Source organism: Desulfosalsimonas propionicica, from assembly GCF_013761005.1.
In the GTDB taxonomy this organism is placed as follows: Bacteria; Desulfobacterota; Desulfobacteria; order Desulfobacterales; family Desulfosalsimonadaceae; genus Desulfosalsimonas; species Desulfosalsimonas propionicica.
The window spans coordinates 150206-175485 of the sequence record NZ_JACDUS010000004.1; the positions used below are offsets into that span (position 1 = coordinate 150206).

General features: G+C 49.6%; 29 protein-coding genes. 17 read left to right on the forward strand and 12 right to left on the reverse strand.

Translation table 11 applies throughout. The annotated features are described in order from the left end of the window. Positions 1–49 precede the first annotated feature (49 nt). From HNR65_RS08945 to HNR65_RS08960, 4 genes are all read right to left on the reverse strand, one after another. On the reverse strand, positions 50–1318 hold the full coding sequence (locus HNR65_RS08945; RefSeq protein WP_332309023.1) for a PAS domain S-box protein: 1269 nt from the start codon (positions 1316–1318) through the stop codon (positions 50–52). Further along, complete coding sequence (locus tag HNR65_RS08950) at positions 1315–1668, reverse strand: PAS domain-containing protein (protein ID WP_181551150.1); 354 nt, start codon at positions 1666–1668, stop codon at positions 1315–1317. Before HNR65_RS08950 ends, HNR65_RS08945 begins: the two co-directional genes overlap by 4 nt. 77 nt (positions 1669–1745) lie before the next feature. Next, positions 1746–2093: a J domain-containing protein gene (locus HNR65_RS08955; protein ID WP_181551151.1), complete on the reverse strand. Its 348-nt coding sequence runs from the start codon at positions 2091–2093 to the stop codon at positions 1746–1748. 223 nt (positions 2094–2316) lie between these two features. Further along, on the reverse strand, positions 2317–3726 hold the full coding sequence (locus tag HNR65_RS08960) for a sigma-54-dependent transcriptional regulator (protein ID WP_220128334.1): 1410 nt from the start codon (positions 3724–3726) through the stop codon (positions 2317–2319). 635 nt (positions 3727–4361) lie between these two features. On the opposite strand from HNR65_RS08960, the gene HNR65_RS08965 reads away from it, so the two are divergent. From HNR65_RS08965 to istB, 9 genes are all read left to right on the forward strand, one after another. Beyond that, a complete protein-coding gene (locus tag HNR65_RS08965) occupies positions 4362–5126 on the forward strand; it encodes an HD-GYP domain-containing protein (RefSeq protein WP_181551152.1) in 765 nt (254 codons plus the stop codon). A gap of 194 nt (positions 5127–5320) precedes the next feature. Beyond that, positions 5321–6028 carry a HAMP domain-containing histidine kinase gene (locus tag HNR65_RS08970; protein WP_181551153.1) on the forward strand — a complete coding sequence of 236 codons (708 nt, stop codon included), beginning with the start codon at positions 5321–5323 and terminating at the stop codon, positions 6026–6028. A gap of 32 nt (positions 6029–6060) precedes the next feature. After that, the gene (locus HNR65_RS08975) at positions 6061–6432 is read left to right on the forward strand and encodes a response regulator transcription factor (RefSeq protein ID WP_181551154.1); all 372 of its coding nucleotides are present in this window, start codon (positions 6061–6063) and stop codon (positions 6430–6432) included. 278 nt (positions 6433–6710) lie between these two features. Further along, positions 6711–7274: a Wzz/FepE/Etk N-terminal domain-containing protein gene (locus tag HNR65_RS08980; RefSeq protein ID WP_181551155.1), complete on the forward strand. Its 564-nt coding sequence runs from the start codon at positions 6711–6713 to the stop codon at positions 7272–7274. 139 nt (positions 7275–7413) lie between these two features. Then, positions 7414–7995: a hypothetical protein gene (locus tag HNR65_RS08985; RefSeq protein WP_181551356.1), complete on the forward strand. Its 582-nt coding sequence runs from the start codon at positions 7414–7416 to the stop codon at positions 7993–7995. Then, entirely contained in the window at positions 7961–8290 is a 330-nt protein-coding gene (locus HNR65_RS08990; protein WP_220128335.1) for a hypothetical protein, read from the forward strand. Before HNR65_RS08985 ends, HNR65_RS08990 begins: the two co-directional genes overlap by 35 nt. Next, positions 8287–9153 carry an IS21 family transposase gene (gene istA, locus HNR65_RS17995; protein WP_232364720.1) on the forward strand — a complete coding sequence of 289 codons (867 nt, stop codon included), beginning with the start codon at positions 8287–8289 and terminating at the stop codon, positions 9151–9153. Before HNR65_RS08990 ends, istA begins: the two co-directional genes overlap by 4 nt. Before the next feature lie 44 nt (positions 9154–9197). Next, on the forward strand, positions 9198–9680 hold the full coding sequence (locus HNR65_RS18000; RefSeq protein WP_232364721.1) for a Mu transposase domain-containing protein: 483 nt from the start codon (positions 9198–9200) through the stop codon (positions 9678–9680). Next, on the forward strand, positions 9677–10438 hold the full coding sequence (gene istB, locus HNR65_RS09000) for an IS21-like element helper ATPase IstB (RefSeq protein ID WP_181551157.1): 762 nt from the start codon (positions 9677–9679) through the stop codon (positions 10436–10438). The genes HNR65_RS18000 and istB overlap by 4 nt, the downstream gene beginning before the upstream one ends. Positions 10439–11503: 1065 nt before the next feature. Here istB and HNR65_RS18340 read toward each other — a convergent pair. The 3 genes from HNR65_RS18340 to HNR65_RS09010 are packed head-to-tail and all read right to left on the reverse strand — an operon-like array spanning position 11504 to position 12586. Then, the gene (locus tag HNR65_RS18340; RefSeq protein ID WP_492207456.1) at positions 11504–11782 is read right to left on the reverse strand and encodes an AcrVA2 family anti-CRISPR protein; all 279 of its coding nucleotides are present in this window, start codon (positions 11780–11782) and stop codon (positions 11504–11506) included. Next, complete coding sequence (locus HNR65_RS09005) at positions 11728–11922, reverse strand: hypothetical protein (protein WP_181551158.1); 195 nt, start codon at positions 11920–11922, stop codon at positions 11728–11730. Before HNR65_RS09005 ends, HNR65_RS18340 begins: the two co-directional genes overlap by 55 nt. Before the next feature lie 52 nt (positions 11923–11974). Beyond that, complete coding sequence (locus tag HNR65_RS09010) at positions 11975–12586, reverse strand: hypothetical protein (RefSeq protein WP_181551159.1); 612 nt, start codon at positions 12584–12586, stop codon at positions 11975–11977. Between the two features lie 1743 nt (positions 12587–14329). On the opposite strand from HNR65_RS09010, the gene HNR65_RS09015 reads away from it, so the two are divergent. The 4 genes from HNR65_RS09015 (at position 14330) to HNR65_RS09030 (ending at position 18380) form a co-directional block, all read left to right on the forward strand. Continuing rightward, positions 14330–14680 carry a tyrosine-type recombinase/integrase gene (locus HNR65_RS09015; RefSeq protein WP_181551160.1) on the forward strand — a complete coding sequence of 117 codons (351 nt, stop codon included), beginning with the start codon at positions 14330–14332 and terminating at the stop codon, positions 14678–14680. 85 nt (positions 14681–14765) lie between these two features. Next, positions 14766–15449, forward strand: coding sequence for a tyrosine-type recombinase/integrase (locus tag HNR65_RS09020; RefSeq protein WP_181551161.1), 684 nt, complete (start codon positions 14766–14768; stop codon positions 15447–15449). Between the two features lie 411 nt (positions 15450–15860). Next, positions 15861–17456: a class I adenylate-forming enzyme family protein gene (locus tag HNR65_RS09025; RefSeq protein WP_181551162.1), complete on the forward strand. Its 1596-nt coding sequence runs from the start codon at positions 15861–15863 to the stop codon at positions 17454–17456. Between the two features lie 15 nt (positions 17457–17471). After that, on the forward strand, positions 17472–18380 hold the full coding sequence (locus tag HNR65_RS09030; protein ID WP_181551163.1) for a MaoC/PaaZ C-terminal domain-containing protein: 909 nt from the start codon (positions 17472–17474) through the stop codon (positions 18378–18380). 11 nt (positions 18381–18391) lie between these two features. Here HNR65_RS09030 and lipB read toward each other — a convergent pair whose 3' ends face one another. From lipB to HNR65_RS09045, 3 genes are all read right to left on the reverse strand, one after another. Continuing rightward, positions 18392–19117: a lipoyl(octanoyl) transferase LipB gene (lipB, locus tag HNR65_RS09035; protein ID WP_181551164.1), complete on the reverse strand. Its 726-nt coding sequence runs from the start codon at positions 19115–19117 to the stop codon at positions 18392–18394. A gap of 33 nt (positions 19118–19150) precedes the next feature. Then, positions 19151–19945: a sugar phosphate isomerase/epimerase family protein gene (locus tag HNR65_RS09040; protein ID WP_181551165.1), complete on the reverse strand. Its 795-nt coding sequence runs from the start codon at positions 19943–19945 to the stop codon at positions 19151–19153. A gap of 92 nt (positions 19946–20037) precedes the next feature. Then, entirely contained in the window at positions 20038–20988 is a 951-nt protein-coding gene (locus HNR65_RS09045; RefSeq protein WP_181551166.1) for a YbgA family protein, read from the reverse strand. A gap of 99 nt (positions 20989–21087) precedes the next feature. On the opposite strand from HNR65_RS09045, the gene HNR65_RS09050 reads away from it, so the two are divergent. Further along, positions 21088–21507, forward strand: a complete 420-nt coding sequence (locus HNR65_RS09050; protein WP_181551167.1) for a pyridoxamine 5'-phosphate oxidase family protein — start codon at positions 21088–21090, stop codon at positions 21505–21507. A gap of 153 nt (positions 21508–21660) precedes the next feature. Beyond that, positions 21661–22257, forward strand: coding sequence for a peroxiredoxin-like family protein (locus HNR65_RS09055; RefSeq protein ID WP_272502275.1), 597 nt, complete (start codon positions 21661–21663; stop codon positions 22255–22257). Between the two features lie 32 nt (positions 22258–22289). Here the strand turns inward: HNR65_RS09055 and HNR65_RS09060 are convergent, their stop codons facing one another. Together HNR65_RS09060 and HNR65_RS09065 are read right to left on the reverse strand one after the other, a co-directional pair. After that, the gene (locus HNR65_RS09060) at positions 22290–22598 is read right to left on the reverse strand and encodes a hypothetical protein (RefSeq protein WP_181551168.1); all 309 of its coding nucleotides are present in this window, start codon (positions 22596–22598) and stop codon (positions 22290–22292) included. A 137-nt stretch (positions 22599–22735) separates the two neighbouring features. Next, a complete protein-coding gene (locus HNR65_RS09065) occupies positions 22736–23176 on the reverse strand; it encodes a DUF2177 family protein (protein ID WP_181551169.1) in 441 nt (146 codons plus the stop codon). A 119-nt stretch (positions 23177–23295) separates the two neighbouring features. Here HNR65_RS09065 and HNR65_RS09070 point away from each other — a divergent pair, with 119 nt between their 5' ends. Then, positions 23296–23868, forward strand: a complete 573-nt coding sequence (locus HNR65_RS09070; protein ID WP_181551170.1) for a chalcone isomerase family protein — start codon at positions 23296–23298, stop codon at positions 23866–23868. Continuing rightward, positions 23865–25277, forward strand: coding sequence for an MFS transporter (locus HNR65_RS09075; protein WP_181551171.1), 1413 nt, complete (start codon positions 23865–23867; stop codon positions 25275–25277). Before HNR65_RS09070 ends, HNR65_RS09075 begins: the two co-directional genes overlap by 4 nt. Positions 25278–25280 lie beyond the last annotated feature (3 nt).

Below are 25280 nucleotides of genomic sequence, written 5' to 3' on the forward strand. Positions count from 1 at the left end.
CTGATCTGACAATTCTATTGAAACTTGCCCATGCCAAAACTTTTGAACGTTACACCCCGTTTAGAGGGGTTCTGATTTCATGGCTCATGGCAGCAAGAAATTCAGATTTAGCCCTGCTGGCAGCATTTGCCCCTTCTTTTGCTCTGACAAGCTCTTTTTCGGCTGCTTTACGATCCGTGATGTCTTCCATCAGGGTATACAGGCTGACAACACCGCCGTCTTGGTTTTTCAAAGGGATGAGGCAGGAGGAAAACCACCCAGGCCTGCCCCATCTGCTGGTATAGGGTTTCTCCAGCTGCCTGATCTCACCGGATTGAGCGCAATCAGTAAACATGTCGGCATACCCGTTTTCCACAAATGGAGGGTGAGTCAACAGGTTAATCTGTTTTGTAGCCTCCAATGACGGAGAGCCCAGCATTTCGATCAGCGTGGAGTTGGCATCAAGAATTTCACCCTCCGGGTTGGCAATGTAGATGCCCATAGGCGAGTTCTCAAAAAGCATCCGGAATTTTGCTTCGCTTTCCCTGCGCGCCTGCTCGGCTTTTTTACGCTCGGTAATGTCGTGCATTATTCCGGCTGCATGCCATCTATTGTTGATATGAACCGGCGAAGCAGAGAGTTCAATGGGAAACTCATTGCCGTCTTTATGTTTTCCATATAATTCCATAGTGTTATACAGGGCACTGCCCTGCCCGGTTTTCTGGAAACGGTCAAATGCATCAAAATGGGTTTTGTGGTAGCGCTCCGGGGCAACCAGCAGGTGTAGGTTCTGCCCCTGGGTTTTCCACGCAGTGTAGCCGAACATGCGCTCAGCAGCAGGATTCCAGTAAAGAATTGCTCCCTCGTGATCTATAAGAACAATTGCGTCAATGGCCGATTCTGTGATGACCCGCATCCGCTCCCTGGCGTTTTCAAGTTCCTGCTCCATCTGATGCTTTTGAGTGAGATCTTCAAAGACCGTTAAAATATATTTTTGTCTGTTAACTTGAATGAAGCGGGCAAACATCCGGGCGGTAAACACCAAACCGTCCATATCCGTAAATTTCATGAGAAACCCGTCAACCAAGCCCTTTTCGGTTAGTTCGGAAATAAAAACGGCGCGGTCCTTACTGGTGTAAAACCCCAATTCAGTTGGGCTCCACCCAATGAGATGCTCTCGTGAAGCCCTAATTTTGGTACATAAAATATCGTTTACCTCAACGATTTTTCCTGTGTCCAGCCGGGTCAGTGCCATGGGCAGGGGGGAATGCTTGAAAATCGTAATAAACTGATTGTACCTTTCGTCAAGCAGTTGATCGGCCTTTTTCTTTTCGCTTATGTCAAAAAAAAGGTTACGAAATCATATGGCGCGGGCGAGTAGGCGTACACTTTGTACCAGCGCCCGAGCTTTTGAGAATACTGCTCAAAACTCTCCTCACAATTTTTAAGAGCCACGTTGCCATAAAACCCAATCCAGTCAAATTCATCTTCGGTGATGCCTGGAATAACCTCGGTTACCAGACTGCCGGCAACCGCCTGGCCGTCCAGACCCGTAAGCTTGGCAAACCGGTCATTGATTTCTATAAACTGGTAGTCCACTGGTATCCCTTGCTCATCGATTATGATCCGATGATGAGCATATCCGAAAGGGGCCCTTTTTAATAATTTTCTGTAACCGGCTGCATCCATATTAAAACCTAAACTGGGCTTTTCAAATGTTGACGGCTTAGTTGGTTGATCAAATTCCTGGCTTCCAGAATAGGCTGTTATAATTTGAGGGCAATGGAAAAAAGAATAAAGGCTAATGCACTGATGACGATTCGGTTTAAAACAGTGGAATTTAAAACGCCGCTGTTTAATCCATTGGATTTTCCGGGAACTCGTTTTTCACCAAACACCCTGGTTTCAGCGTGAATGGCCAAATCATAGGCTTTTCGTTTCCCTGGGTCAGACAAAACCTCAAACGCCTGCTGTACTGCCAGAAAGCGTTCTTTCTCTCCCTTTGCCACATCCGGGTGTACCTTCAGGACCCGACGCCGGTAAGCTGCTTTTATATCAAAGTGTTCTGCGGCTTTGGAAATGCCCAGTATCTGATAATAATCAGGCGATGCCATGATCATGCTCCTGATATGGAATCTGTTCCATGGAAACGACACCTCAATTTATGGAAATTGCGCCCCGTCCCCCGAAGATCCGAAACCGAAAAGACAGCACAATTACACGCTTTTGTTCTTATCGACAGGACAACGGGTCCACGTCGCCGTCGACCTTGAATTGCAATGGGCATGCCGGAAATAAAAAAAGGATAGCCAAATAAAATTAGGGGGAAATAAAGGGTTAAACACCCAGCTTCTTAATCTTGGTGAGCATGGTCTTATAATCGATCTGAAGCATTCGGGCGGCCTCTGCTTTGTTGCCGCGGGTATCCTGAAGGGTTTTTTTGAGCACTTGCCGTTCAACAGCAGCCGTGCTCTTGCTGACAATATCCTTAAGAGACAAACGGGAAATACAGCTTTCCGGGATCTCCGGCGCTGCTGGAATGACGTCGTCAGCAGAGCAGCTATTAAAGCGCCGCTTTATATCCAGATGATCCTGGGTGATTGCATCATCGGCCAGAAGAACTGCACGGCGCACTGTGGAACGCAGTTCACGAACGTTGCCGGGCCAGTTGTAATTCATCAACATTTCAAGGGATTGCTCGGAGAATCCCTTAACATCCTTATCCAACTCCATGCATGTAATATCAAGGAAACGCTTTGCCAAATACAGGATATCGTCTCTTCGCTCCCGCAGAGGTGGGATGTTAATGGTAAATTCCTTTAACCGGAAAAACAAATCGCTCCGGAAAGTTCCATCCTGCACAAGTTTGTACAGGTTTTCATTGGCTGCGGTCAGCAACCGGACATCGATCTTTTCACCACGGGTCCCGCCCACTGGAACGACATATTTTTCCTGTACAACGCGAAGAAGCTTGGCTTGTGAGGACAGGGGCAGGTTATGGATTTCATCGAGCAGAAGAGTACCCCCACTGGCTGAAACAAACTTGCCCGGGGCCTTGTTTACCGCACCGGTAAATGCGCCCTTTTCATGGCCAAATAGTTCGCTTTCCAGAAGGCTTTCCGGAATGGCCCCGCAATCAAGCGAGATAAAGGGCTTTTTGGCCCGCCGGCTGTTGTTGTGGATTGCCTGTGCCACCACTTCCTTTCCGGAACCGGTCTCTCCCTGAATCACAACAGTAAAATTGCTTTTTGCCACCTGCCCTATAGCGGAAATAACGCTTCCCACAGCATCGCTTGGACCCATAAGTTCCCTGAGTGGATTGTCTTTGCGCAACTGAATTGACAGAGTTTTCAGCTTGCGCTTCAGGGCACTTTCTGAAAGGGCCTTGTAGACCACCCGAATCACATCTTCCTGGTTAAACGGTTTTGTGAGATAATCATAGGCACCGGCCTTGATGGCCTCCACTGCGCCCTGGATCTCTCCGAAAGCGGTTATGATCACAACCGGCAGTTCCGGTGTTGTCTGTTTTAAACGGTTTAGGACATCCGAGCCGCCCATGTGGGGCATCTGCAGGTCCAACAAAACCAAATCCGGCATTTGTCCCCTGACTGCTTCAAGGGCCGCCTGGCCATCGGTGGCAGTTGCCAGCGTAAACCCTTCATATTCCATGAGTTCAAAAAGAAGCTCTCGGACCGATGGGTCATCATCTACGATAAGAATCCGGGAATTGAGACGTTCCATTTCCATTCCTTATTCACCTCTTTGGGTATGGAAGCGATGCTATGGCTTTAAACCCTCTGATTATGGCATCGCTTCCACAGGCAGCAAAAGTTATCTAAAGTTTAGCAAATACCGTGCCTTTGAGATAAAAAAATTTTAAAAGCTGGAGCAAATAGCCTCAGGATGAAACTACTGACTGTTATAATTGAGAATCCAAACATTCAATGAGATTGTCAGGCATCGGGCAGGTCAACTGGACAACCAAGCATGTTGTGTGATTTTTTCAAAATCATTTATGAAATCACAAAAACAGACAAAGCTCCCGCCGGTTTAATCAAACCGGGAAAAAATAACAACTTGATTCCACAGTAAATTTCAATATCTTGATTACACGCAGTTTCTAAGAATTCTACCCCCAAATCAGTACCAGCATTCTTTGAAATTTAGAAAGCCATTATCATGAACCTTTTGCGTCGCCATTTACACCTGATTTTTTACGACTATTTGCAAACTACCATTTCAAATCTTTTCTTAAAACTTGTTGTGGCACTAAAGTTGCATATTTTCGATTAAAACATGAACCAAAGCTCGAGGCAATTTAATTTCGATCAACTGAGCACTGATTTCTCCTGGCGGACAGGGAATAATTCAAGGATAAACATATGCCGGAAATCAAAAAAATACAAAACAAAGAAAATTTTAATCCGGTCGCACACAACAAGGAAAGAATGCATAGCCAGCTCATGATGATTGCAAATGATTTCCGGAAAATAAACCGAAAATTAAAACAACGTATTTTTACAATAGAAAAAGTCAATACAGATTTTCTTCAACGGCTTATCAATGTATGCAACTACAGGGATGACGAAACCAGCCGGCACAACCAGAGGGTCGGAGCCATAAGTGGTTTTCTTGCAAAGAAAATGGGCTTTTCCAATGAAATGATGCACTTTATCGGCACTGCCGCGCCCATGCATGATATCGGCAAAATAGCGATTCCCGACTCCATCCTGTTCAAACCCGGCAAACTCACCCATGGGGAATATGAAATCATTAAACCGCACACTGTGATCGGCAGCAACATTTTCAGCAGTCCGATTTCTCCTGAAATGCAGTATGCCCGAAACATCGCCCTGCACCACCACGAGCGCTGGGATGGAAACGGTTACCCGACAGGCTTGGCTGGCGAAAACATCCCCCAGGAAGCGAGGATCGTTGCCGTAGCGGATGTGTTTGATGTGTTGCTTTCACAAAGGCCTTACAGACAACCCATTTCGCCTGAAAAAGCCGTCGGAATTCTGAGACAAAACAAAGGCACCCAGTTTGATCCGGAAATTGCGGGTATCCTGATCGCTCATTATGAAGAACTGCTGGAACTGAGAAACCGCATCAATAGCGAAATACCAACAGATATTGTAACAGTATGAAAAAACTTAGAACAGACCATCCAAATGCCATTTGCAAGGAGACACTCATGGAGCAGGCCATTACCAGTTCCGGCACACTGACTGAACCCTGGAGTTCCCAGGCTGTCTTTCTGGCCAGGGATCTGTGCGTTTTGCGAACAAAAATAAAACAACTCCAGCAGGAACAGGAACATGTAACTCAACAGAAACGGCTCATGGAACAGATGACGAGTTTGCTGGCTTCCATGCTTGATTACAACTCCAAGAGCCTCAACCAGATGGCCGCTCAAGTGCACACCTTTTTTGACACCCTTGGAGGGCATAGCGCATTCCTGAAAGCCGAACTGTCTGAAGAATTACTGCAATCGTTTCGGGCCTCTCTGCTGCTGCGTATCCGGCGCAGCCAATTCCAGATGCGTGAAATTCGTACAACTATTATAAATTTACCCCGCGCTGATGACGAACTGCCGCAGCCCACAGATGTCAATCAAATACTGAAAAAGATTTTAATCCGCCTGTGCAGCAATCATGACAGCAAAATAAAAGTCAGGCCCAGTCTGGATGAACGGATAACACCTCAAAAATATCCCCCTAAAGCTTGCCATGAAGCCTTTAAGGCTTTGCTGGCCTGGCGGCTTGAGCTGGCGGCCCGTCAGGGTGAAAGATCTCGTTTTCATGTTCGCACCAAGCAGTTGAGTCAATATATTGAAATCAGCCTCTGGGACAATGGCGGCTCCCTGACCGATGAACAAATTAAGAACCTTTATGATCCATTGTATAGCCTAAACAAAAAACCCCAAAGATTGGCATGGGCCGTTCATTGCCTGGAAATCATCATTGGCGGTCATGTTTTTTTTCATGACGAAGACAACTCCATGCACAACAGCCGCATGATTATCCTGCTGCCCTTGACCTGCCAATAACAATCCCATGGGAAAAAAACAGAGGACCTGATATGAGACAGATACTCGTAGTCGACGACCAGCCAGAAGTGATCGAATTGCTTTGTGAAATCCTGGACCCTGAAGAATATGCCATACAGACTGCATCCAATGGCCGCCAGTGCATTGAACGCATCCGGCGTCTGCCCCCGGACCTTATTGTTTTGGACTGGATGATGCCGGGGGATATTGATGGCATTGATGTTTTGAAAACCGTCAAATCCCACAATGGCCTGAAAAATATCCCTGTTCTGATGCTTTCGGCCAAGGCTCAGGAAACTGATATTTCAACAGGGCTGGAGGCGGGGGCTGACTTTTTTTTCACAAAACCCTTCAGCCCTATAGAACTCCTCGATGCTGTGGAAAACATACTTCAAGCACAATAGCAAATCTTTTGACCGGAAAAAGAACAGGAAGATTAAGTGAATCACGAGGTCGAGTTTAAGGATGCGGAGCCCCTGAACCGTTAAATCCCGTCCCGGGGCAGTGCCTCCGCTTTTCTTGCCAGGATGCTCACGCATAGGCGATCCATATTGGCTGTAGCTGAAAAGCAAGAGGGATTCTTTGTTGACGTTGGTGCCCACCGTATAAAAAAATATAGGTTTTTCTTGAATTAGAAGCGCTACACATAACATTTCTCGAACATTGAAGCCAGGCTATTTGGATGGATGAAAAAGAGATTTCTGTACAGCAACAAGAAAAAAACAAAAATCAGAACATGGCATCAGATTATCATGATGATGAAATAAGCCTTATTGACCTCATGATAGCTCTTAAGCGGCGCAAATGGCTCATAGCAGGGGTTACCATTGCGTGTCTTATTGCTGGCCTGGCGTTTTGGTCTACCCAATCCCGGCAGGAGTGCTATGTCACAAGCATTGAAATCGGCCGATACCTGAACGAAAATAATGAAACAGAACGCATTGAAGCACGAGAAGCAGTGGAGATCCGGCTTAGAAACGCCATCCTGCCTTCGCTTAGAAATGAATTAATTGACAATACTGAAAAAACGCTAAACGGCCTGCCGAAGGTAAATATTCGCGTACCGGAAGAAGAGGACACTGGCGATTTTGTTTTTTTGAAATCCATAACGAATCCAAATGACAAAGAGATTGTTGGTTCGCTTCACCAAGGAATACTAGACCGTCTTTCCGAGCACCATGAACGCCGATTTAACATTTATAAACAACAGTTCTCCTTTCTCACCGACGTTATAAAAATACTTTAAGACTGGCGATTTGAAAATGCCAGTTTTTTTCCATCTTCTTCCAACATATTCATTTTTAAATATTTTCTTCCTGTTTTCTTTCCTTTTTCTTCAGGTTTATCTTCTTCCGTCATAGAATGGGCCGGGAGGTGCCGGTCCAATGAGCCGTATAAAAAGACGCAAATACAAGCACTGCAAAGAATTGTTCCTGCCGGATTATCGCAATGCCACGCGCCAGAAATACTGCAACAAAGCCGAGTGCAAAAAAGCCTCCAGGGCAGTAAGCCAGCGCCGGTGGCAAAACAAACCAGAAAACGTTGATTACTTCCGCGGCCCAGAAAACGTCCAACGGGTACAGCAGTGGCGCAGGCAAAATCCCGGGTACTGGAAAAACAGAACCCGGCCACAAAATGCGTTACAAGATCCCTGCCGTGAAAATCCTTCAGAAAAACAAGGCGTTAATGCTGTTTTAACAAAAAGTGCGTTACAAGATCTCTGCATCGGACAACCTTCTGTTTTTATAGGCTTAATCGCACAGTTTACCGGTTCTGCGTTACAAGATGACATCGCATCGACCATCGGCCGCATGCAACAATTGGGCAACGATATCCTCTGTCAACCCAATTATGCAAAAGGAGGTCAACATGCGGCAAAAACATCCCCCTTGTCCCCATCGAATCCGCCGGGTAGCCAAACAGTTCGGCTGGGTGGATCATCGCCTGGTCCGTGGCCGCCACATTGAAGCCTGCAGCCATGCGGCTGCAGCCCTGTACCTGTTTTTGATCACCGTGGCCGATGCCAGAGGCCTGAGCTATTATGCGGATGCTTCCATTGAAAAAAGCATGAGCATGGATCATCACACCCTTTGCCAGGCCCGTGATCAGCTGATCAAAAACGCTCTTATTGCCTACAAAAGGCTTTTTTATCAGGTATTGCCCCTGGATCCGCCGCCTCCTCCGGTTCAAAAACGTCCGGCATGCGATCAGGCCCGCTCTTTTGGCCAGATTTTTAAAAAAATCATGGAGGAGGCCTCATGATCGACTACGAACAGTTCTGCAAAATCAAGCTGCTAAAAGAACAAAAGGGCCTGACATCGCCCCTGATCGCACGAGAGCTGGGCCTTGATGTGCGCACGGTGGCCAAGTGGATTGATGAAAAAACCTTCAAACCCCGGGCCCTGGCTTTGCGGCCCAGCAAGCTCGACGCCTTCAAAGATCAAATCGTCCGGATGATAGAAACGCATCCTTATACTGCCTCACCAATATTTTACCGCATCCGGGAGCAGGGTTTTGACGGCAGTTATGCCATTGTCAAGGAATATGTCCGCAAAATCCGGCCTGCCAGGGCGCCGGCCTATCTAAGCCTGGCTTTTGCCCCGGCAGAGTGCGCCCAGGTGGACTGGGGCTCCTGGGGCTCGGTCAACGTAGGCGGCACCCGGCGCAGGCTGAGTTTTTTTGTCATGGTCCTGTGCTACAGCCGGATGATGTATGTCGAGTTCACCGTGTCCCAGACCATGGAGCATTTTTTGGCCTGCCATGAGCATGCTTTTTCAATTTTTGGCGGGGTTACGGCCAAAGTCATGGTCGATAACCTCAAATCCGCGGTTTTGTCGCGTATTATCGGCCGGGATCCGGTCTTTAATCCCAGACACCTTGATTTTGCCAATCATTACGGCTTTACCATCGTGCCGTGCAATGTGGGCAAAGGAAATGAAAAAGGCCGTGGGGAAAATGCCGTGGGCTATGTCAAAAAAACTTTCTTTCCGGTCTGGATATCCCGCATTTTGATGCCCTGGGGCCTGCTGTACGGCATTGGACAGATGATATCGCCAATGTCCGGATCCACGGCACCACCCGGGAAAAACCCGTTGATCTGTTTGAAAAAGAAAGAGCGCATCTGAGTGCCCATCCGCCCCATGCCTTTGATATCGCCACTGTCAGCCAGGTGCGGGCCTCAAGCCAGTTCCGCATCACCCTTGATACCAACCGCTACTCGGTGCCGGCCGAATATGCCGGCTCCATGCTCACGCTTAAAACCTATCCGGACAGGCTCTGTATTTATCATCAGGACAAGCTTATTGCCCGACACATGCGCAGCTATGACCGGCATCAGGACTTTGAGGACCCGGATCATCCCCGGGCGCTTCTGGCACAGCGCCGCATGAACCCGCACCACCATGTACGCAAAATCGTGGCCTTAAGCGATATATACGGCGCCGGGGCCGTGGCTGCGGCAATGCAGGACGCCTTTGTCTATCAGGCCTTCTCCAGCGAATATATCGCCAATCTGCTTGAACAGCGAAAACGCATCCGTCCAGAGCCCTCTGCCTTACAGCTCACCCGCAGGCAGGACCTGCTGGATCTGGCAATAGAAAACCCGGATCTTGCCATCTATCAACCCGCAAAAAACAAGGACGATAAATCATGAACCATAAAGATACACCAAAGAACCCCTCGGACCTTGACGCCCATTTGCAGTATCTAAAGCTTGCCTATATCGCCCGGCATTACAATGATTTGGCCCGGCAGGCATCCAAGAAACAATGGGGCCACGTTGACTATCTGGCCCGGCTTATCGACGGAGAAACCGCTCTTCGCCATGACCGCTCCATCCAGCGGCGTATCCGTCTGGCCCGCTTCCCGGTAATCAAAACCCTTGACCAGTTCAACTGGATCTGGCCCAAGACGATTAACCGCCTGCAGGTCCAGAATCTGTTTGCCCTGCAGTTTATCAAAAACAAGTCCAACGTGATCTTTTTGGGCGGTGTGGGCCTGGGTAAAACCCATCTGGCAACCGCTCTGGGTTGTGCGGCCTGCCTTAAAGGCCACAGTGTCCTTTTTGCCACGGCAATTGACGTGATCAACACCCTGACAGCCGCCCAGTTGGCCGGACGTTTAAAACATGAGCTCAAAAAATACACCAAGCCGGAACTCCTGATCCTTGACGACCTCGGCTATCTTCCCATTGACAAGGCCGGAGCTGATCTCTTGTTCCAGGTCATAAGCCTTCGCTATGAACTGGGTGCCCTGGTCATCACCTCCAACCGGGCATTTAAAGACTGGCCTGAAAGCTTTAACAATGATGCCACTTTGACCTCTGCCATGCTTGACAGGCTGCTGCATCATGCAGAAACCATCGTCATCGAGGGCAAAAGCTATCGCATGAAAGACCAGATAGAATCATGACATCCAAGCTCCGGCCGGGACCGGCAAACTGCCGGTTCCGGCTGGAGATGAAAACCATAAATCGCTCATCACGGCAATGCATTTTTAAAACGCCATTTTTAATACATTTTCACGCCACCGCTGACAGTCTATCGGACACCATAACATTCACCCTGCGTGTTAATCTGGCGAATCAGGCATAGATAAAACGTCCACCGCACATACTGTAACAAAGGCCCATTACCCTGTCCTGAAACCAAGCGCTCAAGCGGCGTTTATGTTTCTTTAATGAGATCGTTTAAACGATTGTATTCCTGGTTAGCGTCAAATAAAATTTTGTCCAAACTCAAACCTCCTTTTTAACAATTTTGATTGAAAGCAAATCCTGAAAATCTTAAAAAACCTACCTGGTTTCATAGAGAAAAAATTTTTTTCGACAGGAGTTTTTGACAAACTCATTTCTATTAACCTGTAAATAGAGGAAGTTGCAAAGCATGAAAAATCAAAAACCTCCCTTTATAACTAAACAGGAAAAGGAAGAGGAAGTATACTCCTTCCTTTGTGGATATTTTTGAAATCGCGATTTTTTAATACGTTTTGTTTTTCGCTCACGCGAAAAACAAAACGTAAATTGCCAAAGGCAAAAACCCAAACGCATAGTCTGATACCGTCCCTGTGGAAACCATTTTCAGCGATACTCTTTTTGTAAACGGCGGAGCCAGAGGAATTCCCATCGGTGTAAACAGATCACAGCTAATATGTATCAAGGTCCCTGCGACAAACATGCAAATCGCAGAAAAATATCGGCGGGAATCCCGGCCCCGGCAAACAGCAGGAACCCCAAAACAAGCGGATATAATACCGGCCAATGGGAAACCGTCCTGTGAATCCCCTGCCAAACCTCCCGGCTCCTTCCGGCAATCAGGCCATCCATCACATCCGGAAAGCACGCTCCGGCAGTTATGGCCGCCCATTCCTGTCCACCCAACCCAAGCATCCCACCTACGCCTGCCGCAAATGCCATATGCGAAACGATTTTAATAACCAGCCTCCTCTGCTATTGCACTCAAGAAAGTCCAGCCTCGATCAAATCAGCTGTCCTGACACCCATTTTATAACCGGACCATTAACCCCATCTTCCCACTTAAACCCAACAGGTGTTGGCGGGATCCACCTGAGAACCGGCTTTTGAGACTCCGGCTGCTTTCTCAGCCCTGTCCAGTACAAGTGCCAATGCGCCCTGCGGATATGGGCCACAGGCGAACCACATTCCCTGCCGCCATAGTCCTTCCTGACTCCGACTCTGCCGCCTATCTTCCATTCAAAAAATCGCTTTTGATCGCCTTGGCAATCAACTGCTGCCAAGCTTCGAGATCCGAATGCTTTTTCCAGCGGGCCCGGACATGGTTGTGTCTGGCAGTACCCGGGTTGATGGCCATGAGCTTTGACATGGTGGAGCCATTCTCATCGACGGCTTGGTTCCAAAGTTCTTGGATTTTTTTCATGGGGGTTTTTTCGCTGCCGCTTTGCCCTTCTGCTGTTGCTGTTCTGTTCTGTTTAATATCTGTTCTGTTTAATATCTGTTCTGATGCGGGGTGAGTGTCCACAACGTGGGAGCACTGTGGGGGGCACCGTGTCCCTCACTCTGGGAACCACCCTGTATGACCCTATGGCCACTATCCTCTCCACTATCAGAACCGTCCGAGAGATCATCATGGGGCCACCGTGGGGAGACTGTGTTGTAATGTGGGATAGGCCATATTTTTCCGGCTCCAGGTATGAATTATCAGATTCCGGAATCTCTATCTCCAAAATCCGCCTTGCCGACACGATCTTCCCATCTTTCACCTTCATCAGCTTTTTGTCCTGACCGGACAATTGCTTTGCCGCATATTTTAAAGCCTCATCTATGGCCTGCTCAGTATTTGTCCCGGGCACCAGATGCACAAACACGGGGGAAACCGAATCCTCATCAGCGACAAACACCAGCTGCAGCTTTCGGTGGCCATCATTGGCGTTATGCTCCAGGGCCACAAAGACCCCATTAAACCACCTGGACTGCGACTCCAGACAAATCCCCCACTCCGGCAGACCATCCTGGCCCCTGGCCAGGGCAAAGTTTTCCAGTTGCTTCCAGCACCCCGGATACCACCTGCCAAATTCTGCCATGATTTTTTCCGGCTTTAACTTGGCTCCCCATCCTCCTGCCCTGAAATAACCACCGAGCCCTCACCGTGTTGACATCGTGGTAATACGGTGCCCTCATCATCTTTCCACTCTGCCATCACAATCCTGCCACCATCCGACCACAAACACATGACCAAACCACCACGGAGCAACCACGATCTTGAGAGCATGCCGCCACCATCCAGGCACCGTCCAAGACGGACTATGCGACTGGCGTATTTCGTTCAAGCTCCACCTCCTCGAAACGACAACCATCTTCTTCAGCGAAAAGAAACCCTGGTGTATTCACGGCCAATCAGCAGGACCAGGGCAATACCTATGGTGGAAACAGTGGAGATTGCAACAACCTCAATCTTTGTAAGCGGAGTCAGACCCAGAAATGTCTTTTAAAGACCGAAGGACCATTTTGGGGCCTTCTGAATTTGAACCCCGAATTTAATTTTTCTGCGAGTCCACCATAGAAGACAACGATACTGTCCACCCCGGCCTTGACAGCTTTTTTCAACTCTTTGCAGATCTTGACTACCTGGTTGTCAATCCAGAACCTCCAATCCAGCTATTGTTCCTCTAAAGCAACCGACCCGACAAGGAGCCATCCAAGCATCAATTACCCATCAACAAAGCCAGCAATCCAACCAGCAGACCTCCTCGTTGATCCACCCTGCACATAGAGCCCTGGTTTTGCAAAACGCCAAAACACAAAGCACCCGGCAATGTCCAAACAGGAAAAACGAAACCCTTTGTCCAGACAAGACAAAAAGGAACTCTTGTGTAGGGAGCTGCCAAATGGGAAATATCAAGCATTTTTCTGCCCAGTCGGAAAAAATGTTAGTTTTTTTGCACTTGAGTGCATTTTTCTAACACTATTTGCGCAACTCTTGATCTGGAAATACCTACCCCCCTTTGCGATCTCCTCCTGAGTGTATCCCAACCCTTACCATTCGCAGATTTTGGCGTCCCTGAACTTCTTGAAAACCGGGCCCCTTTTTTTAATGAATTTTGAAAATTTTTCGAATGAACTGCAAAATCTGAATAGGGGGTATTCAGATTGGTTATTTAGAACCTCTTTTACTTTTCTTAGTCACACTGTTTAATATGACATCCCTTCTTTACAATAGCTTCCATTACCCATTTCCAAGCTTTTTCCGTCGCCCAAAAGCTCAAATCCAATCCCCCCTATTTTCAATCATGTTTTGTCGTATCTGGACAAGCTGCTGCATAAGCAGGTTTCATTGAAGGCCTTGATAATAGGCTCTTTGGGCCAAAACGCTCCGTAGATATTACACAGTGCGTTTCACCTAAACGAATAATGGGCAACGAAAGGGCTGCCAGGGTGTTTGCAATCAGGGCGCCCCTCATCGCCGGAGTAACTGCCGATGTTGAGCATTCCAAGTTGATAAGTGCGGGAAAAAGAAGCACGAAATAGAACCAGCGAGAAGGGATCAAGGACTTACCCCCCGGATCTGTTCAGATTTTACAGATCCGTTTTTTATGTTTTTTGCCTAGCCATTTATCTATTTGTTTTTATTAAATATTACCCCTTATTAAGACTCATTTGCGTATAGAGGTCAGAAGAAAAAATCAACTCAAGGAGGCCCTATCGCAATGCAACGAAGAAAGAAAAAAACCAAAGCCATAGAGCATAACAGTAACTTTTTGTTGAATGATTTCTATGCATACCCTAATATCACTCCTACTGTTAATTCCATCCAGGGGGGTGTGTATATGTGGGGCAAGATCGGATTCAATAAGCAGCGCGGCCTATATTATGTTTCCGGCAAGTGGCAGGGTAAGCGGCAATATTACAGCCAGTGTCCGACCCACAACGGACTTATCCCCTGCGGAACCCGCCGCATAGCCGAACGGTTACAGGAATCCATAAGCATCGACATTGAAAACGGCCAATTCAGCCCGGAAAAATACAAGGCCAGCAAGCCGCTCCACCTGGAAAATTATATTGAGAAGTGGCTGGCCCTGAAAAAACCGGAACTGTCCGAGGCTACGGATTACGATTACAGCAACAGTCTAAACCGTCATGTTAAGCCTGTATTAGGCGATAATACCTACCGGACATAAATTACGACGATTTAAAGGAGTTGCTCCACAGCATCCAACGCAAACCAAAGGGCAAAAAAATGTCATGGACGTTCTTCAGCAGTTAATGAAAGATGCAAAGCGATCCGGTTATATTGACCAGGTGCCGGAGTTTCCGAAGCTGAAAGGCAAAAACAAGGTTGTTGCCCCACCGATCCGGTATATCTCCCCGGCAGATCAGATGCGGATCATTGAAAAAATCCCACAAAAACACCGGCCAATTTTTTTGTTTATGATGGCCACCGGGTGCCGACCGGCAGAAGCAAGGGCATTGAGGAAATCTGATATCCGGGGCGACGGCAAAATATGGTTTGAGGTGGCCTTTGGCCGCGGCGAAGAATTAAAAACAGTCAAGCAAGCAAAATCCGGGTATTTCCCAATCACCGAAGAAGTCCAGCAAATATTTGATCAGCAGCCGAGAAATCTAACGCAATGGATGTTTCCAAACCCGACCACGGGTAAGCCTTACACGAAAAACATCAACCGGATTTGGAATAAGGCATGTGACGATGCCGGGGTTAAAAGGATCAATCTTTACAATGCCACACGCCATAGTTTTGCCTGCCAAATGCTCAACAACGGCACAGACAAGGGACTTGTCTCCCGGTTGCTCAGGCATAGTGATCCGCGTATGATTGAACGCTATGCAGAATACGAAGAAGATCCGTTGCGGGCTGCCGTGGAAAAGGTCCGGCGGGTTGACTTTACAAACAAAATGCAAACAAACAATACGGGCGATAAAAATGAATAATAATTTCAGAAACTAAAATACGGTGGGTGTGGGTTCGAATCCCACCCTCTCCGCCATATATCCTTTTGAAATTATTAAATAAAATCATATCATGGGCAATTCCTGCAAAACCCAAAATAAATGTTTGGTATTGCTATTAATTTAAAAATAGAAGATAATAGAGAATTGGCAGAAACCTTTTTCTTTCTTCGGTGGCCAGGGCTTAGCTGTCAAGAGATCGTCCGGAAAAACCGGGCTGCCCCCCGGAATACAAGGCAAATGGAACACCGGGAGCGCACCTTCATTTGCGAAGCCTTCAAATACCCTCCCATCGAATACGTCGCCACCTGTGCTGATAAGGCCACAAGAAGGTGTCTTGGTAAAGAGATACTTTGGAAAACGCAGTTGTAACTTTTCACAAGGAGATGCAAAATGACTTGGCAGGATCTCTCTTTAACATGGCATTATGTTGAAAAGTGGGCACTGGAGACGCCTGCGGCAGAAGCGCTGGTTTTTGAAGAAAACCGTCTGACCTGGAGCAACTTCAAATCCGAAATGGACAAGGCGGCCCGGGCGTTTATCGATGCCGGCGTTAAAAAGGGAGATCGCGTGGCCTTGCTTTCCATGGCGCGGACCGAGTTCCCCGTGACCTACATGGCGGCCAACAAGGTCGGGGGAATCTGGCTGGGCATGAATCCGAAGTTCACCATCGATGAACTGCGCTATCAAATCGCTGACAGCAAGCCTGCAGTGTTGATTGCGGTCAGCGAATTTCAGGGAAACGATCTGTCTGCAAACATTCAAACCCTGGTAAAAGAATTCCCATTTTTGAAAAAGGTGCTTGTAATTGGCAACAGGGTTGCTGGTACTGAGGATTACCGGGAATTTCTGGAACAGGACCGAAGCGATGCGGAAATGGCACTGGAAGAAAGGCTCCGCCAGGTAACGCCGGGAGATGAGGCTCTTCTTATGTATACGTCTGGTTCCACAGGTAAACCCAAAGGCGTAGTGCATACACACAACAGCATTATTGAAAACATTAAGGTGGAGGCTGATAAATTCTACTTTCGCCAGGGCAGCCGCGCATTGCTGCATTTTCCGATCAATCATGTTGCAGCCGACGTGGAAATCGGTTTTGCAGGTATACTGGCCGGCGGTTGCCTGGTCTGCATGGACCGGTTTGATCCGGTTAAGTCCTTGAACGTCATTGAAAAGGAAAAAATCAACGTGGTGGGCCAGGTGCCGGTGATGTTTTTGCTCCAGATCCAGCAGCAAGCCTTCTGGGAAGTTGATTTGAACAATATCGAGCTTTTCGCCTGGGCCGGGTCAGCAGCGCCGGATTTGATGGTCAGGGTCCTTTCCGGCATTGCCCGGAATACCGGGGCAAAACTCATCACCGGTTATGGCAGCACAGAGACATGCGGATTTGTTACCTATACAGAAAAAGATGACGATACGGGAACCCTGCTGCACACCGTTGGTAAAATTGCACCGCCCTTTGAACTCAAAATCGTTGACAGCAACCGTGCTGAACTGCCCGATGGACAGATCGGCGAAATCGCCGTTCGGGGCCCTTTTATGTTTTCCCGATACTGGAACATGCCGGAAGAAACCGCCCGCGTACTTGACCCAGACGGATGGTATTACACCACTGACCTTGCCTACAGGGATCAACGGGGCTACATCCATATAACCGGCAGGATATCCGAGATGTTTAAAAGCGGAGGGGAAAACGTCTATCCGCGGGAAGTTGAAGAGATCATTGAACTCGATGAAGCCGTCTTGTTTGCTGCCGTAATTGCCGTACCAGATGAAATATTCCAGGAAGTGGGCTGGGCATGGATCATGCTGCAGCCGGGTAAGGAGACGACCGAATCAGCGGTGGAAAACCTCTGTCGGGCTAAGCTTGCAAACTACAAGGTGCCCAAGCGCTTCTTCATCCGTAAGAATCTGCCTCTGCTGGCCAATGGCAAAATAGACAAAGCCGCCCTGCGCGAGGAAGCAAAAAAGATCCTGGAAGAACAATAGCCCGGAGGCAGCCAAATGGAACTCAATACTCGATTTGTCGGCACTGCATTGCGAAGCCGCCAAACTATTGTCAAGTGGCGTGATACCATGAATTACGCCGCGGCAGTGGGTGACAACAACCCCGTGTATTTTGATGATACACGGGAAAATGGCATCATTGCACCTCCCATGTTCTGTGTAGCCCTTACCTGGCCCATATGCGAGCGCCTGGGTGAACACCTTGAATCCGAATCTTTTCCAAAAGAAGTCATTCCCACTCAGGTTCACTACACAGAACATATCCATATCCATCGCCCCATGAAGCCGGAGGACCGGCTAACAATAAGGGGAACAATAGCCGGGATTCAGCCTCATCGTGCTGGCACGCACGTTATTATTCGATTTGATGCCACAGATGATAATGGTGCCCCGGTTTTTACGGAACATCTTGGCGGCCTGATGCGTGGAGTTCGCTGCACCGGTGCTGCCGCAGCACAAGAAAATGTACCTGAAATCCCCCGCCATCAGGCAGACACAGGTGCTATGGATTGGGTTCAGCCCCTGGACATTAATCCGCTCTTGCCCTACATATACGACGGTTGCACCGGTATCTATTTCCCGATTCACACATCGATACAATTTGCCCGCAGCGTGGGGCTTCCAGGCATTATTTTGCAGGGGACAGCCACGCTGGCGCTGGCGGTACGAGAGATTACAAACGCCTTTTCCGGGTGCGATCCGACCAGAATCCGGAGCATTTCCTGTCGGTTTACAGACATGGTGGAACCCGGAACCCGGATAAGCATAAAAGCAACTCCCGTGGCTGAAAATAATGGTGATAACAGCATCTTTTTCGTAGTCACCAACAAGGATGGACGCAAGGCTGTGCGGGACGGTCAAGTGATACTTAAAAATGTTTTAGACAGGAAAGAGACTCTTCGCTAACTTTTGGGCGGCTACCTCCAGTAATCCGCCACGTAATCGGCCGGCACCGGCTCCAGTTCAACATTAAAAACACTTGAAAAATGGGCCCGGGCCGATCGGGCGATCTTGTTCATGGATACAGGGCCGCCTGTTTCCCTGGCAATGGAGGTCATCTGAATCCCGGACAGACCGCAGGGCGCAATCCAGTCAAAGGGGTCAAGATGCGGATCCACGTTTAAGGCCAGTCCGTGAAAACTGACTTTCCGGCTTACCCGCAGGCCAACGCTGCCGATTTTTTTACCCCGGACCCAGGCCCCGCGGCCCAGGGCGTGTCTTTGCGCTGCCACCCCCCACTGCCCGGCAATGGAAATCATTACGGATTCCAGGGCATGAACAAAGTCCACGACAAGCCAGCCATTTAAAGGCAAATCCACCACAGGATAGGCCACAAGCTGTCCCGGCCCGTGATAGGTGATGCTCCCACCCCGGTCGGTTTCAACCAGGGAAATGCCCCGGGCCTCTAGAAAATCCCCGGAAACGTGCAGGTGCTCTTCTCCGCCCCGGTTGCCCAGGGTAAAAACCGGGAAGTGCTGGAGAACAAGCACGATATCCCGGTTTAACGCCCGGCTGGCACGGGCGGAAACCAAATTCTGCTGCAGGCGCAGGGCCTGCCTGTAATCGGTTACCGGCAGCTCCAGGCAGGCCCAGACAGGCTTTGGGCAGCATTGTCCCTGATATTTGAAACCTGTATTGCTCATGGTTTTTCAGCCTGCCTGCGGCCGGGCCCTGGATCAATGCGCTGCAAACATCTCCCGAAGCTTGTCGCGGCTGATGCGCAGATAATCCCGGTCTTTGGCAAAGACCTCCAGGGTGATGGTTTCGTTGTATCCGATCTGCTTTAATGCCTTGACCACTTCGGCAAAATCAATGGTACCGGCCCCGATGGGAAGATGATCATCATCCCGGCCCCGGTTGTCGCTGGCATGGACATGGCCGATGCGCCCGGCAAAGCGATTGATGAAAGCAAGGATTCGCTCGGTTCCGCCCTGGATGTGGGCATGGCCCGTATCCAGTGTCAGCTGTGCATTGGGAAATGCATTGAAAACCGTGTCAAAATCCTCCGGCCGCGCAAGGGAAAGGGAGCGGGGGAACAGGTTTTCCACGCACACGGTCAGGCGCAGTTTTTCCGCCTCGCCAAGCAGCCGGCCCATGGCCTCCATGGCGCGTTTTCGGGCCAGATCCGGCATCATGGCGCCCAGGCCCTGAATAAAGCTCGGATGCAGCACCGCCTTGATGGCCCCGAGCTCGGCGGCCATGTGCATGGCATCCAGGGTTTCCCGGATGGAGGCTTCCCGGATCGTGTCGGTGAGATCCGCAGTGGAGACAAATGTGGGCAAATGGCAGGCCAGCTCCATGCCAAACCCTTCCAGGGCCCGGCAAAGATCGTCTTTTTGCGCTCTTATGACCGAATGGTGCGCATGGGGCGCATCCATTGTCACTTCCATATAATCAAATCCGAGTTTGCCAAGAATTTCCACTTCCTGCAAAAGCGGATTTACAGGAGAATTCATGACACCATAGCGCATTGACGCCGACCTCCTGTGTGACTGTTTTCAAAGCACATGTTTTTCGCCTTTTTAAAGCATCCCCATCGGCCCAGGACCCGGACCTCGCCGGATCAAACATAGGTTCGCAGCTTGAGTTCAATGGGGTGTGGATTTAAGTAGGTCTGCTGTTTAAGATACTTTTGATCATATTTGCGGATGTAGTGGTTTAAAAGCGTTATGGGAACCAGCAGGGGAAGATGGCCCGCCCTGAACCGGTCAAAAGTTTCAAGCAGTTCCTGCTTCTCATCAGCGGACAGCTGCTTTTTGAAATATCCCATGATGTGCTGAAGCACGTTGATGTGTTTTTTGGTCGTGGTCTTCAGTCGCATGGCGGCAATCAGCTGCGCCTCATATTCCCCGCGGAATGCATCCTGATCCATTTTTGCGGCTCCGGCCATCAGTTTTCCCATGCTGCGCGCGTACTCGGGGCTGTGGGCCATCAAAAGCAGTTTGTTTCTGGAATGAAAATCCACCATGCCCCCTGTGCCGGGATTTTTTAAAAGCGTGTCCCGCCATCTTTTCAAGGTAAAAATCTGCTCAATAAAATTCTCCCGAAGCTTTGGATCATGAAGCCGGCCCTCTTCTTCCACCGGAATCAGGGGAAAATGGTCCACAAACTCCCGGGCAAACAGGCCCACGCCTTTTTTTTCAGGCATGCCCTTTTCATTGTACACCTTTACCCGCATCAAGCCGCTGCTCGGCGAATCTTTTTTAAAGATATAGCCGCACAAATCCTCCTTTTCCAGTTCTTTTACCCGTTTTTGCGCCCACTGGCGCATCTGGTCGGTATGGTCGGTGCGGGATTTTGTCTTTACCAGCCTTGGAGCATCCACGTCTCCCACCAGCTGCATGGTCTCTCTCGGCACCCCGAAACCCGCCTCAACCTCCGGGCATACGGGTACATAATCCACATATTGGCCCAGGGTGTCACGAAGAAAGTGATCCAGCTTATGCCCGCCGTTGTAACGCACGTTTTCCCCCAACAGACAGGCACTGACGCCCAGCTTGATGCGATCTTCCATTTGAAATCCTTCCTGCTTGATATTTGTCTTAATTTGCAATAAATATATACCAGGAACAGGACAAACGCAAAATCAATCCATAACCCGGAAGAAAAGCCCATGCATGAGGAAATCCAATCACTGATCCGGGCCGGGCGCCATTGTGTCATGGCCACTGCCGCAGACAACAAGCCCTACTGCTCTTTAATGGCCTATGTTGTCAATGATGACTGCACCCGGATATTTGTGGGTACCCGACGCAATACCCGCAAGTATCAAAACCTCGCTGAAAATCCCCTTGTCAGCCTGCTCATGGATTCCCGGGATCAGCACCGGCCCCAGGCACTCACCATTGAAGGCGAGATTGAAGAAATTGAACAGGATACGGAAAAAGATCAAATCCGCGAAGCGCTGGTGGCCAGACATCCGGAACTCAAAAGCCTGCTGGACTCTCCGGATGCGGCCATTATCTGCGTCAGGGTCAAGTCGGTGGTTTTTTTAAACGGATTGACAGACGTGTTTCGCCAACAGATTGAATAAGAACCTCGCAAGGAAAGGCAAAAAAGGACATTCCCATATTCGCCCAGGATGCTTTTATTTCAAGCCCGTGGGCCATGGGGTGAAGCCTGCTTGCCGCCATTCAAACGACAACTGAATGCCGCATGCGCAAAAAACCAAATAAAGGAGCCTGCCTTGGATTACCAGGATTTAAAGCCCAGAATCACCGGCGTAAAGATTGAAAACCTGCAGCAAGAAATCGTGGAGCTTGTATCTGTCTGGAAAAACCGGACAGTTCTCCTGTCCTTTCTGCGTCATTTTGGATGAGTTTTTGCCCGGCAGCAGGTTGCTGCCCTGATAAAAATCAAGGATCAACTGGACCATGAAGGCATATGGCTTGCCGCCATCGGAAGCGGAAGCCCCGAGCAGGCCAAATCCTTTGCATTAACCCATGGGTTTGCCGGTGAAATGTATGTCAGCCGGGACCTTGCTGCATACAAGGCCTTTGAACTGATTCGCGGCTTTTGGCGCTCTGTCGGCCCCGCATCCCTTTACCGGGGCATTTATGCCATGAAAAAAGGATTCCGCCAGGGGTCCACAGCCGGGGACCCCTGGCAGCAAGGGGGTATTTTTCTGATCGGCCCGGGCGACAATCTTTTTTTCGGCCACCGGGACCGGTTTGCCGGTGATCTCGCTGATTTAAACCAGGTTCTGGCGGCCTTCAGGCAAAAGCATTCACCGGATCCGGGCACCAGCGGTCCAATCATCAATCCGGGCGGAAGAACCAATTGAAAAAAACACGGATGCCCTGGTATTCAATCCCTTTAAATCCATGCCGTGCTGTCCGGTACAGTTACCTGCAGCTTATCAGCAATTTCTTCCAGGGTTTCCGATAACCTGGCCATGTTATCGTCAAGCCTTTTTTTATTTGGGGCCCAATCCGCAGGACATTGATTCTTTAGCTCCTCCAGGCCTTCTTCGATACTGTCGACCAGAGATTTTAATTGTTTTGCACTCTCTGCATGCGTTGAATCCGAAACCTCTTCCGCCTTTACGATAACATCGTATAAGCCGGCCTTTAAACCGATCAGCCGCTTATAGGAATTGTCACAATAATCCTTTACATCATTCATGAAACTGCCTCCTTTTCTGCAATTACAATTTGATGGTGCCATCACAATTTGTATGAATAAATATAAGCACTTCTCATGCCCCTGCCAGCAAATCCTTCCGCTGATGAAAACCGGCCGGAAGGACGCCGGCAATGCAATCAAAAACCGGCACGAAAAAACCGGGTGAGGTAAAACACGTAAAACCCGGCAAAAAGGCCCTGGGCGGTTCCCCAGGCAATGTCGACCAGGGAAATAAACACAGGGTAGCCTTTAACAAATGACAGGTTGGTCAGATCATATGTGCAGTAAAGGGCAAACCCGGCAAACGCGCCGGTGCAAACGGCTGCAGCAAGGCGGTTTTCCACAATGATCGCCAGGGAGATAAATACCGCAAGCGCCAGGGCAATGATTGCCTGGGCCAGGATTCCCACCGGCAGGTTAAAGACGATGCGCCCGTTTTCAACCGATGCCAGATAGCCCATCTGCCTGAAATAAAGATGCCGTGCAACAACTGCGAGCCACAGCATATCGGCCAGGATAAAAATCACAATGGCAATGCCGGCAACCTTGAAAAACGCAGCGGAAAAAAAATAGTTCATGATCCGGGTTTCCTTTTAATAGATAATCGTTTGGCCATGATTATAATATATTAGTGATGAAACAGGAATTGTGCAAAGCAGATTTCTCTGATCAGTGGCCAACCCCGAAAGGACTGGAGTTGAAAACAAAACCGCATGTGTGCATTGGTGTCCTGCTGGCATGGCTTTTCATTGTGGGTTGCCCCGCCGAAGCACGGGAACCCGGCTATGCCAAACAAAAAAATATAGATGGCCATACCCTGACCCTTCGCGGCACGGGTGTGCTGCGCTACATGGTCTTTATCAAGGCCTACAAAGGCGCGTTTTATCTTCAGGAAGGCAAAACCGCAGACCAGGCCACAGACGGGAAGGCATCCCGCTGCCTGGTGCTTTACTATTTTCAGCCCATCAAGGCCGGCGATTTTGCCAGGGCCACCAGGGAAATGATCAAAAAAAACGTCTCTTCGGATCGATTTTCCTCCCTTTTGCCGAAAATCGAAAAATTTAACGAATTATACCGCGACATCAAGCCCGGTGACCGTTATACAGCCGCATACACCCCCGAAAGCGGAACCCGTCTGTGGCGCAATGACAAACTTCTGGGCGGGGTTGAAGGCGCATCCTTTGCTGCTGCGTTTTTTGCCATCTGGATCGGTGAAAACCCGATAGACGAAACTTTCCGGGACCGCATGCTTGGAAGGCGCCGGTCGTGAGAAAGCTTTCCGCCGCGGAAAAGGCAGCCTATTCTGCCCCGGCATTTGCACTGGCAGTGGTGGGTATTCCGGTGTATGTCTATATTCCAAAATTTTACACCGACGTGGTGGGGGTTCACATCTCGGCTCTGGGCGCCATTCTTCTGATTGTCCGGCTGTTTGACGCGTTTACCGACCCGGTTATCGGCATTTTCTCCGACAGGCTGCAGACACCCATGGGGCGGCGGCGGCCGCTTATCGCCGCTGGTGCCGTGCTCACGGTTTTTGCCATCGCGCTGTTGTTCAACCCGCCCCGGGAAATGGCCGCAGATGCGGCCAGCCTGTATTTCATGGCCATGATATTTGGCTTGTTTTTATTCTGGACCGTGGTCATTGTCCCGTATGAGTCCCTGGGCCCGGAGCTGACCTTTGACTATAATGAGCGCACCGCCCTGTTTTCCATGCGCGACGGCGCCTTGATTGCCGGTACGGTGATTGCGGCGGCCATGCCGGGTGCAGTCCGGTGGGCCGCCGGTACAGAAGCCGGCGCGGCCGGTGAACGCCAGACCTTTTTTATCCTGTCTCTGATCTATATCCCCCTGATTCTTGGGGCCTGCGCATGGTGCGTGACTGCTTTCCGGGAACGGCCCCGGCCGGCAGAACGATCAGAGCTCCGGATTGGCCAATGGATCCGTGCAAGCCTGGCCAACCGGCCCTTTCGGATCCTTTTGATCGCTTACACCATCAGCGCCATCGGCAACAACCTTCCGGCAACCCTGATTCTGTATTACGTGGAGTATGTGCTGGAATCTTCCAGAGCGGATTTGTTTCTTGCCCTGTATTTTGTCACAGGCATTGTCTTTCTGCCCATGTGGGTGTATTTGGCCCGCCGGACCGGCAAAAAGGCTGCCTGGATCGCTTCCATGGCCATTAATACCGGTGCGTTTTTCTGGGTATTTTTTCTGGGCCCGGGAGATGAGATGGTATACGGTATCCTGGTGTTTCTCTCCGGCATTGGTTTCGGGGCGACGCTGGCCATCCCTTCGGCCATCCAGGCCGACGTGATTGACTATGACGAACTAATTGCCGGCGACCGGCGGGAAGGGCTGTATATCAGCCTGTGGTCCATTGCCAAAAAACTGGCCGCAGCCGCGGGCGTGGGTGTAGGCCTGGCCCTGCTCGGGGTATCCGGTTACCAGCCCGGTGTCATTCAGTCCGATTCCGTGATTCTGACGCTGCGCGTGCTGTATGCGATGGTTCCCTGCCTGTGCAATGCCATCGCCATTGTCATTGCCCTGTACTACCCCATCAGCGGCGATATTCACCTGCGCATCCGGCAAGCCATAGAAGAGCGCGCCGCCGGACGGGCGGTAGAGGATCCCCTGGTTTCCGGACGCATGATTGGCAAGGCAGGGACAGAACAGGGATAAACG

What these genes read in the sequence shown, in the direction of transcription:
- HNR65_RS08950 (WP_181551150.1), bottom strand. Translation starts at nt 1,668, where the DNA reads ATGGATGCAGCCGGTTACAGAAAATTATTAAAAAGGGCCCCTTTCGGA.
- HNR65_RS08955 (WP_181551151.1), bottom strand. Translation starts at nt 2,093, where the DNA reads ATGGCATCGCCTGATTATTATCAGATACTGGGCATTTCCAAAGCCGCA.
- HNR65_RS08960 (WP_220128334.1), bottom strand. Translation starts at nt 3,726, where the DNA reads ATGGAAATGGAACGTCTCAATTCCCGGATTCTTATCGTAGATGATGAC.
- HNR65_RS08965 (WP_181551152.1), top strand. Translation starts at nt 4,362, where the DNA reads ATGCCGGAAATCAAAAAAATACAAAACAAAGAAAATTTTAATCCGGTC.
- HNR65_RS08970 (WP_181551153.1), top strand. Translation starts at nt 5,321, where the DNA reads ATGGAACAGATGACGAGTTTGCTGGCTTCCATGCTTGATTACAACTCC.
- HNR65_RS08975 (WP_181551154.1), top strand. Translation starts at nt 6,061, where the DNA reads ATGAGACAGATACTCGTAGTCGACGACCAGCCAGAAGTGATCGAATTG.
- HNR65_RS08980 (WP_181551155.1), top strand. Translation starts at nt 6,711, where the DNA reads ATGGATGAAAAAGAGATTTCTGTACAGCAACAAGAAAAAAACAAAAAT.
- HNR65_RS08985 (WP_181551356.1), top strand. Translation starts at nt 7,414, where the DNA reads ATGAGCCGTATAAAAAGACGCAAATACAAGCACTGCAAAGAATTGTTC.
- istA (WP_232364720.1), top strand. Translation starts at nt 8,287, where the DNA reads ATGATCGACTACGAACAGTTCTGCAAAATCAAGCTGCTAAAAGAACAA.
- istB (WP_181551157.1), top strand. Translation starts at nt 9,677, where the DNA reads ATGAACCATAAAGATACACCAAAGAACCCCTCGGACCTTGACGCCCAT.
- HNR65_RS09005 (WP_181551158.1), bottom strand. Translation starts at nt 11,922, where the DNA reads ATGAAAAAAATCCAAGAACTTTGGAACCAAGCCGTCGATGAGAATGGC.
- HNR65_RS09010 (WP_181551159.1), bottom strand. Translation starts at nt 12,586, where the DNA reads ATGGCAGAATTTGGCAGGTGGTATCCGGGGTGCTGGAAGCAACTGGAA.
- HNR65_RS09015 (WP_181551160.1), top strand. Translation starts at nt 14,330, where the DNA reads ATGTGGGGCAAGATCGGATTCAATAAGCAGCGCGGCCTATATTATGTT.
- HNR65_RS09020 (WP_181551161.1), top strand. Translation starts at nt 14,766, where the DNA reads ATGAAAGATGCAAAGCGATCCGGTTATATTGACCAGGTGCCGGAGTTT.
- HNR65_RS09025 (WP_181551162.1), top strand. Translation starts at nt 15,861, where the DNA reads ATGACTTGGCAGGATCTCTCTTTAACATGGCATTATGTTGAAAAGTGG.
- HNR65_RS09030 (WP_181551163.1), top strand. Translation starts at nt 17,472, where the DNA reads ATGGAACTCAATACTCGATTTGTCGGCACTGCATTGCGAAGCCGCCAA.
- lipB (WP_181551164.1), bottom strand. Translation starts at nt 19,117, where the DNA reads ATGAGCAATACAGGTTTCAAATATCAGGGACAATGCTGCCCAAAGCCT.
- HNR65_RS09040 (WP_181551165.1), bottom strand. Translation starts at nt 19,945, where the DNA reads ATGCGCTATGGTGTCATGAATTCTCCTGTAAATCCGCTTTTGCAGGAA.
- HNR65_RS09045 (WP_181551166.1), bottom strand. Translation starts at nt 20,988, where the DNA reads ATGGAAGATCGCATCAAGCTGGGCGTCAGTGCCTGTCTGTTGGGGGAA.
- HNR65_RS09050 (WP_181551167.1), top strand. Translation starts at nt 21,088, where the DNA reads ATGCATGAGGAAATCCAATCACTGATCCGGGCCGGGCGCCATTGTGTC.
- HNR65_RS09060 (WP_181551168.1), bottom strand. Translation starts at nt 22,598, where the DNA reads ATGAATGATGTAAAGGATTATTGTGACAATTCCTATAAGCGGCTGATC.
- HNR65_RS09065 (WP_181551169.1), bottom strand. Translation starts at nt 23,176, where the DNA reads ATGAACTATTTTTTTTCCGCTGCGTTTTTCAAGGTTGCCGGCATTGCC.